This is a genomic window from Caldicellulosiruptor diazotrophicus, from assembly GCF_017347585.1.
GTDB lineage: Bacteria > Bacillota > Thermoanaerobacteria > Caldicellulosiruptorales > Caldicellulosiruptoraceae > Caldicellulosiruptor > Caldicellulosiruptor diazotrophicus.
Genome location: NZ_AP024480.1, coordinates 129,320 through 144,125, shown reverse-complemented (window position 1 = coordinate 144,125; position 14,806 = coordinate 129,320). Strand labels below are relative to the sequence as shown.

The 14,806-nt window shown below is 36.7% G+C and carries 16 protein-coding genes; 4 read left to right on the top strand and 12 right to left on the bottom strand.

Features of this window, described 5'->3' with window-relative positions:
• Positions 1-24 precede the first annotated feature (24 nt).
• The 12 genes from kduI to CaldiYA01_RS00535 form a co-directional block, all read right to left on the bottom strand.
• On the bottom strand, positions 25-855 hold the full coding sequence (kduI, locus tag CaldiYA01_RS00590; protein ID WP_207180313.1) for a 5-dehydro-4-deoxy-D-glucuronate isomerase: 831 nt from the start codon (positions 853-855) through the stop codon (positions 25-27).
• Between the two features lie 23 nt (positions 856-878).
• Positions 879-1,907 (bottom strand): sugar kinase, encoded by a 1,029-nt coding sequence (locus CaldiYA01_RS00585; protein ID WP_207180303.1) that lies wholly within the window; start codon positions 1,905-1,907, stop codon positions 879-881.
• A 5-nt stretch (positions 1,908-1,912) separates the two neighbouring features.
• Complete coding sequence (locus CaldiYA01_RS00580) at positions 1,913-2,560, bottom strand: bifunctional 2-keto-4-hydroxyglutarate aldolase/2-keto-3-deoxy-6-phosphogluconate aldolase (RefSeq protein WP_207180300.1); 648 nt, start codon at positions 2,558-2,560, stop codon at positions 1,913-1,915.
• A gap of 1 nt (position 2,561) precedes the next feature.
• Positions 2,562-3,359, bottom strand: a complete 798-nt coding sequence (locus CaldiYA01_RS00575) for an IclR family transcriptional regulator (RefSeq protein WP_207180299.1) — start codon at positions 3,357-3,359, stop codon at positions 2,562-2,564.
• 166 nt (positions 3,360-3,525) lie between these two features.
• Entirely contained in the window at positions 3,526-4,500 is a 975-nt protein-coding gene (gyaR, locus tag CaldiYA01_RS00570; protein WP_207180297.1) for a glyoxylate reductase, read from the bottom strand.
• A 69-nt stretch (positions 4,501-4,569) separates the two neighbouring features.
• The gene (locus tag CaldiYA01_RS00565) at positions 4,570-5,481 is read right to left on the bottom strand and encodes a sugar phosphate isomerase/epimerase family protein (protein ID WP_207180295.1); all 912 of its coding nucleotides are present in this window, start codon (positions 5,479-5,481) and stop codon (positions 4,570-4,572) included.
• 25 nt (positions 5,482-5,506) lie between these two features.
• Positions 5,507-6,343 carry a class II fructose-bisphosphate aldolase gene (locus CaldiYA01_RS00560; protein ID WP_207180293.1) on the bottom strand — a complete coding sequence of 279 codons (837 nt, stop codon included), beginning with the start codon at positions 6,341-6,343 and terminating at the stop codon, positions 5,507-5,509.
• A 19-nt stretch (positions 6,344-6,362) separates the two neighbouring features.
• Entirely contained in the window at positions 6,363-7,856 is a 1,494-nt protein-coding gene (gene xylB, locus CaldiYA01_RS00555; RefSeq protein ID WP_207180291.1) for a xylulokinase, read from the bottom strand.
• A 54-nt stretch (positions 7,857-7,910) separates the two neighbouring features.
• Positions 7,911-8,672 (bottom strand): DeoR/GlpR family DNA-binding transcription regulator, encoded by a 762-nt coding sequence (locus CaldiYA01_RS00550; protein ID WP_207180290.1) that lies wholly within the window; start codon positions 8,670-8,672, stop codon positions 7,911-7,913.
• 183 nt (positions 8,673-8,855) lie between these two features.
• A complete protein-coding gene (locus CaldiYA01_RS00545; protein ID WP_207180288.1) occupies positions 8,856-10,064 on the bottom strand; it encodes a pectinesterase family protein in 1,209 nt (402 codons plus the stop codon).
• A gap of 195 nt (positions 10,065-10,259) precedes the next feature.
• Positions 10,260-10,712 carry an ATP-binding protein gene (locus CaldiYA01_RS00540; RefSeq protein ID WP_207180286.1) on the bottom strand — a complete coding sequence of 151 codons (453 nt, stop codon included), beginning with the start codon at positions 10,710-10,712 and terminating at the stop codon, positions 10,260-10,262.
• Between the two features lie 163 nt (positions 10,713-10,875).
• The gene (locus CaldiYA01_RS00535; protein ID WP_207180284.1) at positions 10,876-11,307 is read right to left on the bottom strand and encodes a nucleoside deaminase; all 432 of its coding nucleotides are present in this window, start codon (positions 11,305-11,307) and stop codon (positions 10,876-10,878) included.
• A 307-nt stretch (positions 11,308-11,614) separates the two neighbouring features.
• On the opposite strand from CaldiYA01_RS00535, the gene CaldiYA01_RS00530 reads away from it, so the two are divergent.
• The 4 genes from CaldiYA01_RS00530 (at position 11,615) to CaldiYA01_RS00515 (ending at position 14,750) form a co-directional block, all read left to right on the top strand.
• Positions 11,615-12,004, top strand: coding sequence for a GntR family transcriptional regulator (locus tag CaldiYA01_RS00530; protein WP_207180282.1), 390 nt, complete (start codon positions 11,615-11,617; stop codon positions 12,002-12,004).
• Between the two features lie 19 nt (positions 12,005-12,023).
• The gene (locus CaldiYA01_RS00525) at positions 12,024-12,701 is read left to right on the top strand and encodes a hypothetical protein (protein ID WP_207180280.1); all 678 of its coding nucleotides are present in this window, start codon (positions 12,024-12,026) and stop codon (positions 12,699-12,701) included.
• A 121-nt stretch (positions 12,702-12,822) separates the two neighbouring features.
• The gene (locus CaldiYA01_RS00520) at positions 12,823-13,548 is read left to right on the top strand and encodes an ABC transporter ATP-binding protein (protein ID WP_207180278.1); all 726 of its coding nucleotides are present in this window, start codon (positions 12,823-12,825) and stop codon (positions 13,546-13,548) included.
• A complete protein-coding gene (locus tag CaldiYA01_RS00515; RefSeq protein WP_207180270.1) occupies positions 13,545-14,750 on the top strand; it encodes an ABC transporter permease in 1,206 nt (401 codons plus the stop codon). The genes CaldiYA01_RS00520 and CaldiYA01_RS00515 overlap by 4 nt, the downstream gene beginning before the upstream one ends.
• Positions 14,751-14,806 lie beyond the last annotated feature (56 nt).

The following is a 14,806-nucleotide window of genomic DNA, read 5'->3' as shown; positions in this document are numbered from 1 at the left end:
CACCTCCATTTTATTTTTGAGATTTTATTTCAATTCCTTCATAGGAACAGGATTAACATCTGAGTATGATTGATTTTCACCTGCCATTGCCCAGATGAATGTGTAGTTTTTAGTTCCAACACCTGAGTGTATCGACCAGCTCGGGCTGATTACCGCCTGTTCGTTTCTCACAATAATATGTCTTGTCTCCTGCGGCTCTCCCATAAGATGTAATACAAACGCATCTTCAGGCATGTCAAAATAGAAGTAAACTTCCATCCTCCTGTCATGCAAATGGCAGGGCATAGTGTTCCATACATTGTTCGGCTCTAAAATGGTCATTCCCATTACAAGCTGGCAACTTTTTACCCCGTCTGGATGGATGTATTTGTAGATTGTCCTTTCATTTGACTCAGAAATCGAACCAAGATGAGTTGCCTCAGTTTGCTTGATATCAATTTTTTCTATCGGATACTGTTTATGTGCAGGTGTTGAAACAAAGTAGAACTTGGCAGGATTTGAAGGGTCATCGCTCCCAAATTCAAGCTTTTTGGTGGACATTCCAACATAAAGCCCATCTTTCTTGTCAAGTTCAAACTTCTGTCCATCAGCTATGATATACCCTTTGCTGCCTATGTTGATTATCCCAATCTCTCTTCTTTCAAGAAAATACTGAGCACCAATCTCTTTGCCATCTTCCAAGACCAAAACTTCCACTGTTGGCACAGCACCACCAACAATTACTCTATCAACATGAGTGTAGACCATATTGATTTTCCCATATTCAAACAAGTTTTCAATCAAAAACTCTTTTCTTATCTGCTCTGTGGTAAGAGTCTTAAACTGGCTTGGATGCATTGCAAACCGAACTTCCATCTTATACATAACCCTCCCTTGGTTTATCTTTTCATCATACCAGAACTATCTTGCGAAAGCGCCTGTTTTATTTCATCCTCAGTCACAATCAAACTGTCGCCTTCAACTGTATGTTTTAGAGCGCACATGTATGTTGCCACCTCAAGCATCTGACTGCTTTTAAGCCCTCTTAAAATGCTATATAGCACACCTGCGGTGAAAGCGTCACCTGCCCCCACCCTGTCGACAACTTCTATTTCACGTTTTTCTGAAAATACAATGTTGCCATTTTCATCTTTTGTATAAGCAAAAAAGATGTTTTTAGAAGCAGAGAGACTTCTTCTTGCAGCAAGAACTATTCTCTCCAAGTTTTGGTATTTTGTTTGCAACCTTTCAAACAAAACCTTTTGACCATCAAAAGTCAGGTCAATGCCTTCAAAATATTTTTCTTCCATATCAATCTTTAAAACTCTTCTTACATGCTCTTCGTTTGTAATTAAAATGTCCACATACGGCATAAGATCTGAAATCACTTCATTTGCTCTATCATAGCTCCACAGTTTTGATCTATAATTGATGTCAAACGCCACCTTTGCACCTGCATTTTTTGCAGTTTTAAAAGCCATCTTTAGCTGGTCAAGCACATTTTGTGATAAAGCAGCAGTGATTCCTGTTGAGAAAAATATCTTGGTCTTTCCTAAAATGTCCTCCCAGGCGATATCCCCAGACTGTATATCATTTATGGCAGAGTCTGCTCTGTCGTACACAACAGAAGATGCTCTCTGCCCCACTCCTTTTTCAAGAAAGTAAATTCCAAGCCTTCTGCCTTTTCTTTTTATATAACTTGTGTCAACTCCATATCTTCTCAAAAAGTTTATAGTAGCATCTCCAAGAGGATTTTGCGGAAGAAGTGTTACATAACTTGTCTTTACTCCGATGTTCGAAAGAGCAACAACAACATTTGCTTCAGCCCCGCCAAAATTGATGTCAAAACTTGTCGCCTGCACAATCCTCTGATACCCAGGCGGTGAGAGTCTTAGCATTATCTCACCAAAACTTGTTACCTCAAACATCTTTCCTATACCTTCCCCTTTGCCATCTTTATCTTTTCAACAAACTGTCTGCATACCTCTTCCACTTTGCTAAAGTCTCCATCCTTTGCATACTTTGCTATATTGCTGCCAACACCTACTGCAAAAGCGCCTGCTTTTATCCATTCATCAACATTGTCAAGATCAACGCCGCCTGTTGGCATAAGCCTTGCCTGTGGGATTGGTCCTTTGTAAGCTTTTATAATCTTTGGCCCAAAAAGCTCTCCTGGGAAAATCTTTATAACGTCTGCACCACACTCTAATGCTTCCACAACCTCTTTAATTGTCATAGCACCAGGCATTGAAGCTATCCTGTATCTGTTACAAAGTTTTACCATTTCAGGATTAAGATATGGGCTTACAACAAACTTTGCACCCGCCAAGATTGCAATTCGTGCTGTTTCGCTGTCAAGGACTGTCCCTGCACCAATTATTATTTCATCTTCAGAGTATGTTTTTGTAAGATGTCTTATTATCTCATCTGCACCTGGAACTGTAAAGGTAATCTCAATTGCGCTGGCACCACCTTTTATACATGCCTCTGTAATCTTGAGAGCCTTTTCTTTCGACTCAGCCCTTACAACAACCACAAGCCCATTGTCATTTATCCTTTGCAGTACCTGTTCCTTTTCCATCCTATTGCATCTCCTTTCCTTGATAATCTTTTTTTCCCTCGACATACCCAAGCCTGTGAGAAATCTTCTTTGCAGTCTCCACAACCTTTTGCGCTATTTCTTCATCTTTGTGAGGTGGCAACACACTCGTTGGTGCTGAAATGCTAATGGCAGCAATCATCTCCCCTCTATAGTCATATATGGGTGCGGCAATACACCTCACACCTTCTTGCAACTCTTCATTGTCAACTGCAAAGCCTCTATTTCGTGCAAATCTTATCTCATCAATAAGCTTTTCTACATTTGTGATAGTATTATTTGTATATTGCTGCAAAGAAATTGTAGATAGTATCTTTTCAACTTCTTCATCTGAAAACTTGCTAAGCATCACTTTCCCAAGCGCTGTGCAGTATGCAGGAACTCTTTTGCCAATTGAGGAGTAAAGCCTTATTGAGTTTACCTGTTCAATTTTGTCAATGTACACAACATCACTACCGTCAAGAATTGCCAAGTGTACAGTGACGTTTAACATAGCCACAAGCTCACGCAAAAACGGATGTGCTTCGGTTCTGAGCTCAATGTTGTTAAGATAAAGACTCGAAATCTCAACAAACTTTACACCAAGTTTGTAGCGCAAGGTCTGAGGGTCTTTTTGAACATACCCTCTGCTAAGTAGTGTTTGCAAAATTCTGTGGACGGTAGTCTTGTGAAGAGAAAGTTTTTGGGAAAGCTGAGTGACAGAAAGCCCTTTTGGCTCAACAGCTAAAAGCTCGATTATTTCAAATGCTCTTTCAATTGATTGAATAAAATTTTGCGCCATATTATACTCTCCTGTTTCGTATTGTGAAACACTGTTGCGTATTATTCATAAAAATATTATAGCATTATTTTCTGTCTTTTAAAACAATCAATTTTGCAGACTTAAATATCCCCCTGCGGGAATAATCTCACTCCCGCAGGGAAATATTTTCTCAAAACCCAATCTCCTATTGCTTATTATTTAAAACCTCTTTATTGACAAGTGTTCTTGGAACTCTTCCTTCAATGAAATCTACTATATTGTTTGCTGCAAGCATTGCCATGTCAAGCCTTGACTCTTCTGTCGCAGAACCAATATGAGGAAGCATTACAACATTGTCAAGTGTAGCCAGCTCAGGCTCAAACTCTGGCTCTCTCTCATACACATCAAGCCCTGCAGCATAAATTTTCTTTTCTTTTAATGCTTTAACTAAAGCCTTTTCATCTACAATTGGCCCGCGTGCTGTGTTAATTAAAATTGCCGACGGTTTCATGAGAGAAAATTCTCTTTCGCCAATTAAATGCCTTGTCTGTGGTGTGAGCGGCACATGGATTGATATAAAATCTGCTTCTTTCAAAAGCTCATCTAATGCTACATACTGAGCACCCGTTTCCTTTTCAAAGCTTTCTTTTCTTTCAAAGTCATAGTACAAAATCTTCATGTTAAACCCTTTTGACATTCTTGCAAAAGCCTGGCCAATCCTGCCAGCACCAATTACACCAAGTGTCTTGCCTGTCACGCCCTTGCCTAAAAAGAGCATCGGACCCCAACCTTTGTAATGTCCGCCTCTCATGAACTTGTCAGCTTCAACTATTCTTCTTGCCGCAGCAAACAAAAGCGCCCATGCCAGCTCAGCTGTTGCGTTTGTAAGAACATCAGGTGTGTTTGTGACATAAACACCTCTTCTTGTTGCCTCTTCAACATCTATGTTATCATAACCCACTGCATAGTTTGCAACAATCTTGACATTTGGTGCATGGTCGAAAAATTCTTTGTCAACTTTGTCAACAAGCTGGGTTAAAACTGCATCTTTGTCTTTTATTGCTGACAAAAGCTCATCTCTTGTCATTGGTCTGTCGTGTGGGTTTATCTCAACCTCACCATACTTTTTCAAAAGTTCAATCGCAGGTTCCATTATTCTTCTTGTTACAAGTATCTTCATATAAAGCTCCCTCCTAAAAAATTATGAATCGTATGTGAAATTTTTATCATTTGTTTTATCAAACTACCTTTATAATCTTGCCCATGCCTCATTTAATACTCGTTTTGAGCTTGCAAGAACAATCTTTGGGTCTTGTCCTGCCATAGGTGTTACTTCAAAACTCAAAATTGGTCTTTTTACCGGGTCCATAAATCCTATTTCTTTTAATACTCTCAAAAACTCAATAACCTCTTCAACGTCATTTTCGCCGCCTTCTATTCCAAACATCGGATGCTTGTCACCATATGCAGGGTGGCTTGGGTCTTTCACAACCGCATTTCCAATATGAACATGTGTAAGATAATCTTTTACTGGCAGGAGCGCTTGCTCTGCTGTCTCTCTTGTAAGTGGCAGATGGCTAAGGTCAACAATCAAACCAAAATTATCATATTCTTTTTTGATTCTCTCTGCAAATTTTGCCGCAAGCTCTGCAGGTCCAATCAAGCTCTTTTTATCTATATCAAAATCGAATACCTCAAGTTCAATTATAAAATTGCCTTTTGACTTTGCATAGTCGCAAAGCTGCAAAGTTGTATCAACCAATGCTTCAAATGCCTCTTCTTTTCTTGCTTCATCATACTGCCTTGACAAAAATCCAAGTCCTTGAGCCCCAAGCTCAATCGCCTCATCAATTCTCTCTTTCAAAAAGTTTATGACCTGCTTTCTTTTTTCTGGGTCCAAATCATTCGGATTTTGACCAGTTCTAAGAAGAGTCGGCTGTGCACCATACGCAACCGCTACATGAGCATCCTTTAACATTTTTGCTACTCTTTTTCTTACCTCTGGGTCTTTTACCCATGTGATTTCTACTGCATCAAAGTAATCGTCTTCCAAGATTATTTTTAATGTCTCTTCAATTGGACCTTCGCCGCCAATTACATCCGGAAAAGACATAAAATGAATTGTTCCTATCTTAAAATACTTTTTAATTGGCTCGTTCATTTTTCACACCTCCAAAAATTTCTATCTATATAATGTTGTAACTGCCAAAGATTTTAAGCTTTTTAATAGCCTCTTGTTTTACAATCTCTCTTATCTTTTCAAATATTGCTGGGGTCAAATCTTCAGTTTGCTTTATAAACTCTGGAAGCTGAGCATTTACAGCAAGTGTCAGATCTGTAAATATGTTTACCTTGTTTATGCCATATTCTATACACTTTTTAAAATCCTCGTCAGAAAGACCAGACCCACCATGCAAAACTAAATAACAATCAACCCTTTTTCTGATTTCAGAAAGCCTCTCAAAATCAAGTTTAGGCTTACCTTTGTAAACACCATGTACTGTACCAATCGAAACAGCTAAAGCATCAACATTTGTTTTTTGTGCAAATTCCTCAGCTTCATTAGGTTTTGTATAAAACTCTGGATTTTTAAAGTCAAAATCTCCTCTACCAACAACTCCAAGCTCACCTTCAACGCTCACACCAACAGAGTGCGCTATCTCAACAATTTCCTTGGTTCTCTTTATATTCTCTTCAAATTGCAAACTTGACCCATCAAACATGACAGATGTAAACCCAGCCTTTATCGCTCTCATGATATTTTTCAGACTCTTTGCATGGTCAAGATGAACACACACTGGAACAGATGCTCTTTTCGCAAGGAAAATCATGACCTCTGCAATCATCTCAAAATCAAGCCTGTCAACAAACCTGTCAGCAACACCGATGATAATTGGGCACCTGAGCTGCTCTGCAGCATCAATAACTCCCTCATAAAAGTCAGCAGAAAGTCCGTTGAACATCCCCACACCAAATTTTTTTACTTTTGTATAGCTTAAAACCTCATTCAAATTTACAAGCAAAATAAAGACCTCCTAACCATCAATATTGAGAAAGTCTTGGATAAAGGTGAAAAACTGAATTGTAAAGCTGGTTGTATATTTCATACACTCTGTTATAAATCTCATGGTTTTTGCTATCTGGCTGGTACTCAAAAAGCACTTCTCTGTTTTCCTCAATCAAGCTTTCCCTTGCACCAATTGCATACGATGCAAGAAGCATTGCTCCTTTTGATGCTGCTTCCTGTACCTTTTCAACAACAACATTCTTCCCCAAAATATCAGCTTTAATTTTGTTCCAAACTCTACTCTTTGCGCCACCTCCCATAGAAACTATACTCTCAGCTTTAAGACCCATAGACTCTAAAATCTCAATGCACGCTCTTATCTCATATGAAATCCCTTCAAGCACAGCTCTTGCAATGTCCGCTCTTGAATGTGTCAGCGTAAGACCAAACAAAACTCCTTTTGCATCTGGGTTCCATCTTGTTGCGCGCGAACCCATGAAAAATGGTAAAAGCACAACACCATTTGCTCCAGGACTTGAACTTTCAGCTTCACTATCAATCAGCTCATAAACGTTTTCACCTTTTTCCTTCTCGCCCCTGTAAAAGTTATCTCTTATCCATCTTAAAATTGTGCCGCTTGTGTTTATCCCCTGCTCAATCAAGTAATGGTCTCTTAACACATGACAGGAACACACAACTCTCGGGTCAAGATTCTCTGGTACTCTGTTTGATGACATTGAAACATTCGTCGCAGTCCCTGTTGACTCCATAACACGGTTTCCTACAATCCCAGCACCTAATGCTTCTGAAGCCCTATCTCCACCACCACTTACAACTGGTATCCCACTTTTGAGCCCCAGGATTTTTGCAACATCTTCTTTCAAATACCCTATGACTTCATCTGCATAGCAAAGTCTGGGAAACTGAGTGGTTTTTATACCCACAAACTTAAATATATCTTCCCACCACTGTCTTTTGTTTATATCAAACATCATTGTTCTTGAGGCCAAGGAATGGTCTGTTGCAGCCTGACCTGTGAGCATATACCCAACAAACTCTTTTGGCTGCAGGAAAACATAAGCTTTTTGTAAAATCTCTGGCTGATGTTTTTTTAGCCACAAAAGTTTTGTTGCGGTAAACGTAGAGTCTGGAATTAAACCTGTGATTTTATGTATTGTTTCTTTCCCATACTGCCGTGAAATCTCTTCGGCTTCAAGCCGTGAACGCCTGTCCATCCATGAAATCGCTCTTGACAGAACATTTCCTTCCTTGTCAATTGGAACAACTGTCTCTCTTTGCGACGAAAGTCCAATTGCTACAATGCCATCTGCCCCCGCTGCCTGTGCTACTTCCTTGATACCTTCTACAGCTTCTTTCCACCAGTCAAGAGGGTCTTGTTCTGCCCACTCAATCTGAGGTGTATATGTGGGATACTCTCTGTTTGCTTTTGCCAAGATATTACCTTGCAGGTCAAACACCATCACCTTACAGGCAGTTGTTCCAATATCTATGGTAAGAATCTTTTCCATTTAAGGTTTGCCCCTTTCAACGTAAAAGTCTCCTCTTTAATCCTTTTGAGAAAGTTACACCACAGTTATCTTCACACCTTTTTGTCTGAAATTTTCTACAAGTTCATCGCTTATCTCACCTGCTGTGATAATTTCAGACACTTTGCTGAGGGTCGCAAATGAAACCATTGCATTTTTCCTGAACTTACTGCTGTCTGCAACAACTATTACATCTTTGCTACTATCTATCATTGCCCTTTTTACTTCTGCCTCAAAAACATCAGAGGTTGTAAGACCTTTTTCAAGAGAAATTCCACTTGTTCCTATAAAAGCTATATCAGCACTAAACTGTAAAAAAGCTTTCTGAGCTTCTGGGCCAACTGTCGAAAAGTTAGAATTTTTTACTTTGCCTCCAACCAGAAACAGGTTTATACTGTTATTTGTTATGAGCTCATTTACTATATTTATGCCATTGGTTATCACAGTTATGTGCTGAAAACTCTTTAGTTTTCTTGCTATCTGCTGTGTGGTTGTTCCTGTATCCAAAATTACAACCATACCTTCTTTTATTCTATTTATCGCCTCAAGTGCAATCCTTTCTTTTTCTTGGATAAACTCTTTTGAACGCTGGGAAATAGGTGGAACTATTGATACCCCTTCTTTTAAAATAGCCCCACCGTAATTTTTCTCGATTATCCCTTCCTGCTCAAGTTTTTTCAAATCTCTTCTTATTGTCTCGTCAGATACGTTGAAAATGTTGCAAAGCTCTGTGACAGTCACACTCTTTTTCTCCATCAATATCTCTTTAATTTTTTGCCTGCGCGTTGCCGAAAGCATCTCTCTTCATCACCTATTTCTTTATTGTGGATTTATGTGTCAGCTTATTAATATTCTACTCAATTTTTTGAGGAATTGCAATATAAAATTCAAAATGATTACACAAGATTGGTCAATCGCTTTTAAATGGAAAAATAAAAAAGCAGCATATGCCTGCTTTCTGATTTATTAATACAGCACTTGCTATATCTCTACTTTCCAATCTCCTAAAACATTTTCTTTTGTGTACATCTGCGCTTCTATTTCATCAAGTTGAGGTCTTTTGGGATTTTGTTTTGCACCAGGACCAAAATTTCTATATTCGAAAAATCTCTCATTTTCAGGGCAAAAGCCATGCATCTCACACCAGCCATCGGGATGAATGTGCTCATCCAAATAGCATTCCTTAAACACAACATTTGCCCACCTGTGAGGATCAGAAGAAGGATGCCATGGCCTTCCAAGATAGACACACTCTTTTTCTCTTATATTTATATTGGATATAAGCTTGCATCTTATAAACAAAAAACCATACTGGCTATCTGGTTTTGTACTTGCTGCTGTAACATAGCCTTTTATCTTTGTGTCTTCCCTGTCAAGAGAACATATCACACAATCCTCAAATACGGCTGTTGCCGCACCAAAAATGAAATCTACATCTCCCTCGATGTAGCATCTATAGTAATACTGTCTCCCAAAATCAGCATAAAGAGTGTCCTGAGTACTTTTAAAGACGCAATTGAAAAATATTAACCTGTCAGCCATCGCTTTTACTGCAACAGCCTGTCTGTGCTCAATTGGAACATTTCTATCAAAACCATTTTCAAATGTAATATTTTCAACAACAAAGTCCTCTCCAGATATTGTAAAAGTTGCAGTGTTTGAAGTGGATAAAATTTCTCCATTTTCTGCAGGAAGTCCTGCTGCCAAAGAATAAGTCACAATGGTTTTGTTTCTGTCCTCACCAATCAGCATTACCCTTGACGAATCAATATTTACTTTTTCTCTATAAATTCCATTTCTTATAAACACAGATTTATATAAAGAGTCTTTATTTCTGAGAATTTCAGCTAAACTTTTTAAACTTTTACAAAAAACTATCCCACCTGCAAAGTCTTTATCATCTCCAGCATAGTTTTGGTCAACTATTGCAAACGGTTTTTCCAGATACCTTATACTTTTATTCAAAACATACTTGTTACCTTCAAGATTTTCACCTTCAATCTGCAAGTTGTTTTTTCCTTCATTTAGCACAACAAGCTGGTCTAAAATCTCACCTTCTCTGATATATCTTTGTATTTGAATTTGTTTGTTGAGAAATATCTTTAAAAAAACATTTTCATCTGCCCTGACCAAAACTTTCATGTATTTGGACAAAGTAGCATCAGGAAGGTAGTTTTTCAAAGAAAACACTATCTTTTTCACCTCAGCATTTTTATTTGTTAAGAATTTTATAACTTTCCCTTTAGTTTTTTCAAGGTCAAAAAGCTAAGGAAAAGAAACTTTTATTTAGCTTTTGTAAAGTTTCTAAAAAAATTACACAAAATAAAAAAGACTGTCGCATCTTTTTGACAGTCTTTTTTTCTGAGATTAACTATTTATCCTTTCTCAAACGTAACAATCTTCTTCTTTTTTGAGCCTTCTTACAGCTACAATCTTGTTTCCTTTCTGGTTCTGCTTAACCTTCTCACAAAGTGATGCAACTATCATAAGCCCTCGACCAAATTCATATAAATCTTCTATCTCATCTTTTTCATCATATGGGGTGTACTCTTTAAATACCCTGTCAATGTCAAACCCTTCCCCTTCATCCTCAACAACAATGTAACTTAGCTTTTTGTCGACTACTCCAACCTTTACTTTTACAGACTTTGAACTGTCTTCTTTATTGCCATGGACAACAGCATTTATTAAAAGTTCATTCACAATAAGTTTGAATTCTAAAAGTTCATCAGCTGATATATTGGTTTCCCTTGTTAAAAATGACAGTATCTCTTTTTCTACTACTTTAACAAGCTGGAGATTACTTGTAAACACAAGCTGTAAAAATTTGTTCTCCATCTCCTCCACGCAACCTTCTTTCACAATTTTTTATAATATCCATCCTACAAAAATACCACAATCAATACCTCTTTTGTGCTCGAAAAATCTCTTCTACTTGATATATACCCTCAAATTCTCTACTTTACACACCCAAGTATTAAAACTCACCTATTCAGAAAGCTTATTTTCGCTTTTCTTCAAAGAATCTTTTTAAAAGACGACTGCACTCATCTTCGCATATTCCTCCTATCACTTCTACCTTATGATTCAAAAAAGGATTTTGTGAAAGATTAAAACAAGACTCAGCAGCACCCATCTTAAAATCCCTTACACCAAAGTAAAGTCTTTTTACTTTACTTAAAACTATTGCACTCATACACATTGGGCACGGTTCTTTTGTCACAAACATCTCGCAGTTTCTTAAGTCTTTTGTAGAAAGCTTTGATGTGGCGTCAATTATGGCAAGAATCTCAGCATGGTAAATAGCTTTTTTACTGTCATTTCTCTTGATGCTAATAATTTTACCATTTTTAACAACAGCTGCAGCAACTGGAATGTCATTTGAACGACTTGCATACTCTATCAAAGTTTTCATCACATTATATATATACATCAACTTATCACCTTTTTCTTTATCAATTTTTAACAAATTTTTTCGAATTTTTTTGTCATCAAAAACTGTCTTTTGAATAATCAATGTGTCTTTATCATATTAGATAAAACATAGATATATTCTATATTTTAACCTATCAGTTAATTTCCCTCAACAAATTCAATCTACTATTAAATGGCAATTGGATTGGGAGAAAATAGAAGATAGTAAATGTAGAACATCTAATGATGCCTTGAAATAATATTGACAATCTAATCAATGCTGTATATACTGTATATATACAGTATATAAAAGGGGTAAGAAAAATGTGCTAAAGTTTGTAATTTTGCAAACATCAAACCAGCCTATATATGAACAGATAAAAAATCAAATAAAAAAACAAATAATAGAAGGAAGTCTTAAAGCAGGAGATAGCCTTCCATCAATCAGAGTTTTAGCAAAAGAGCTAAATGTTAGTGTTATTACAACCAAAAGAGCTTATGAAGAACTTGAAAAAGAAGGATTTATTATTACTGTGCCGGCACGGGGAACCTTTGTTGCAGAGATTGACAGAGAAAAAATTGCCAGTATCATAACAAAAGAGATAGAAGAAGAATTGGAAAAAGTTGTTTTAAAAGCAAAAACCCTGGGTATCGACTTGAATAAGTTAATAGATATGATAATCAAACTCTATAAAGGAGATGCATATCAAAAATGATTGCTCTATTAGTGAGGGGGTGTTAAAAATAAAAACGTATTTAGTATATATAAAAAATTTTCGTGGCAGAATTATTTCTCTTTTAATATTGCTATTGCTAAATATTCTCCTTCTTGTTTTAATTCCTAAAAAGATAAACCAGATAGTTTTTTCTTTAACCGAAATATTTTTATTGACCATCCTTATTCAAAGCAGATTTTACTTAAATGCTGAGATGACTAGAAAAAATAATGCTGTATCCCTATCATTTTTGCCTTTGCTCTTATCTTTGCCAATTAAAAGAAGATCAATAGTTATTATGGAGTTTTTATCAGAAGTAATCCTTATCCTGATATATATCTTTGTCCTTAACATACCTTATATATTTTACTCAAAATCTCTAAATATACCCCTTTTTGTATTTCCATTAACAGTAGTCATTGGAATATATTCAGTATATGCAATACTTGCCGTTTTAGTATCTCTGGTTAAAATCAAAAACATTGCATCAATACTTTTAGGTTTGCTTAATTCTCTCTTCTTCTGTATCTTTTACTTTGTTATTTTTGCAATGAGCAAAACAAAAAATAATACTTCCTTGTTATCATATTTATATTACAATACCAAAAACCTTTTATTACTTCCTATTTGCTCAGTAATTTTATTCTTTTGTGCCCTATGGATTAACATAAAGATCATTTACTCAAGAGATTTCTAACTAAAAAGACAAGGTCTTGCTATTTTTTGTATTAAACTGTATAATAATTTCAAAAATCCAAGCTATTTAAAATCAAAATATTGATAAGATTTTTACAACATTTAATAGGGGGTAAACTTTTATGATTGAACTTATTGAGCTTACCAAAGATTTTGGAAAGGTTTTGGCTGTTGACAGGCTATCATTTAGAATTGAAAAAGGTGAAATCTTTGGAATCCTTGGTGAAAACGGTGCTGGTAAGACAACAACTTTAAGGATGCTTGCAACTATGCTAAAACCTACTTCTGGAACAGCCATCATCTCAGGGCTTGACATCACAAAAGAACCTGAAAAGGTAAGAAGAAAGATAGGGATTCTTTTTGGAAGTGAGAGCGGACTATATAGTAGGCTAACTGCCAGGGAAAACATTGAATATTTCGGGCTCTTACATGATATGAAAAAGAATGAGATTAAAAAGAAGATTGAAGAGTTAACTGAAATGTTTGGAATGCAGGATTACATCGACAAACCTGCCGGAACATTTTCAAAAGGTATGAAGCAGAAGGTGTGCTTTTTAAGGTCAATAATTCACAATCCAGAAGTAATGCTCTTTGATGAGCCGACAAACTCTTTGGATGTATCAAGTGCAAAAGAGGTGCATGACTTTATAAGGCTTTGCAAGCAGGAAGGAAGGACAATAATATTTTCAAGCCATTCGATGAACGAGGTTGAAAAGCTGTGTGACAGGGTGGCAATTATTCACAAAGGAAAGCTTGTAGCACTTGGAACAATTGATGAGATAAAGCAAAGGTTCTCTGGTAACAACTTTGAAGATGTATTCTTAAGATTGGTAGGTGAAGAAAAATGAATGTGAATTTAAAGCATGTGTGGATAGTTTTTAAAAAAGAACTTAAAGATGCGTTCAGAGACAGAAAATCGCTTTTAGTTGGTATAATCATGCCAATGCTCTTTATTCCTGTGATTTTTATAATAGCATCAGTTGCTGCAAAGTCTGCATATGAGGTAAAACCAGAAAAGACTCCAATCTGTGTGGTTGGAAAAGAGTATTCAAAAACAGTTGTGAACATGATTGAAAAGTCAGAATTTCAAATTGTGGACTCGAAAGACCCCAAAAAAGAGCTGCTTGATGGAAAAATAAAAGCTATTTTGATAATTCCAAAGGACTTTGAAAAGCTAATCTCCCAAGAAAAACAAACAAGCATACAGATTTTGACAAATGACGCTGACATGAAATCCTCAAGTGTGGGAAGCATGCTCAGTGAGATGATAAATAATTTTTCCAGAGAGGTTGTAAAACAAAGACTTGAGCAGAAAAATTTAGACCCTTCAATAATAGAACCAATTGTTATAAAGAAGGAAAATGTTGCACCACCTAAGAAACAGTCAGCAACATTATTGGCATTCTTGATACCAATGTTTTTGACGCTGTGGGCGGCACTTGGTGGAATGAACGCTGCAATTGACATTACAGCCGGTGAAAAGGAAAGAGGAACACTTGAGCCTCTTTTGACAACAGCTGCAACAAGAACATCACTTGTGACTGGAAAGTACTTAGCAGTAAGTATTATGGCGCTTTTGGCAGGGCTTTCATCTTTGATTGGAATTGTTGTATCCTTTGTAGCTCTTCCTTCTGTGCTTGGTGAGAACTTTAAAAACAGTCCTTTTGCAAGTTATTCGATATCGCCAGTAACAGTTTTGATTATGCTTTTGGTTGTATTTCTTACAGCAATCATTTTTGCCGCAATTGAAGTTGCCATAGCTGCATATGCAAGGTCGTTCAAGGAAGGTCAGACTTATCTTTCACCAGTGAGCATAATTGTGGTTATCCCCCCTTATCTTACAATGTATAAAATGCCAAACGAATTGACAGATACCTACTTTGTACTGCCGCTTGTAAATGCTATCTCAATTTTAAAAGAACTCATCTATGACATTGTAAACCTTCAACACCTTGGACTTTTTGTGATTTCTTCTTTAGTGTACATCGTGATGTCAATAAAGTTTGCTGCAAAAATGTTTGAAAATGAGAAGGTGCTTTTTAGGAACTAGTACAATAAAGGGCTTGCACACATACTTTTTGTGCAAGCCCTTAAAATCTCTTTTTA

Excerpts from the sequence above, each read along its gene's own strand:
- kduI (WP_207180313.1), bottom strand. The coding sequence starts at position 855 with ATGGAAGTTCGGTTTGCAATGCATCCAAGCCAGTTTAAGACTCTTACC.
- CaldiYA01_RS00585 (WP_207180303.1), bottom strand. The coding sequence starts at position 1,907 with ATGTTTGAGGTAACAAGTTTTGGTGAGATAATGCTAAGACTCTCACCG.
- CaldiYA01_RS00580 (WP_207180300.1), bottom strand. The coding sequence starts at position 2,560 with ATGGAAAAGGAACAGGTACTGCAAAGGATAAATGACAATGGGCTTGTG.
- CaldiYA01_RS00575 (WP_207180299.1), bottom strand. The coding sequence starts at position 3,359 with ATGGCGCAAAATTTTATTCAATCAATTGAAAGAGCATTTGAAATAATC.
- gyaR (WP_207180297.1), bottom strand. The coding sequence starts at position 4,500 with ATGAAGATACTTGTAACAAGAAGAATAATGGAACCTGCGATTGAACTT.
- CaldiYA01_RS00565 (WP_207180295.1), bottom strand. The coding sequence starts at position 5,481 with ATGAACGAGCCAATTAAAAAGTATTTTAAGATAGGAACAATTCATTTT.
- xylB (WP_207180291.1), bottom strand. The coding sequence starts at position 7,856 with ATGGAAAAGATTCTTACCATAGATATTGGAACAACTGCCTGTAAGGTG.
- CaldiYA01_RS00550 (WP_207180290.1), bottom strand. The coding sequence starts at position 8,672 with ATGCTTTCGGCAACGCGCAGGCAAAAAATTAAAGAGATATTGATGGAG.
- CaldiYA01_RS00540 (WP_207180286.1), bottom strand. The coding sequence starts at position 10,712 with ATGGAGAACAAATTTTTACAGCTTGTGTTTACAAGTAATCTCCAGCTT.
- CaldiYA01_RS00535 (WP_207180284.1), bottom strand. The coding sequence starts at position 11,307 with ATGTATATATATAATGTGATGAAAACTTTGATAGAGTATGCAAGTCGT.
- CaldiYA01_RS00520 (WP_207180278.1), top strand. The coding sequence starts at position 12,823 with ATGATTGAACTTATTGAGCTTACCAAAGATTTTGGAAAGGTTTTGGCT.
- CaldiYA01_RS00515 (WP_207180270.1), top strand. The coding sequence starts at position 13,545 with ATGAATGTGAATTTAAAGCATGTGTGGATAGTTTTTAAAAAAGAACTT.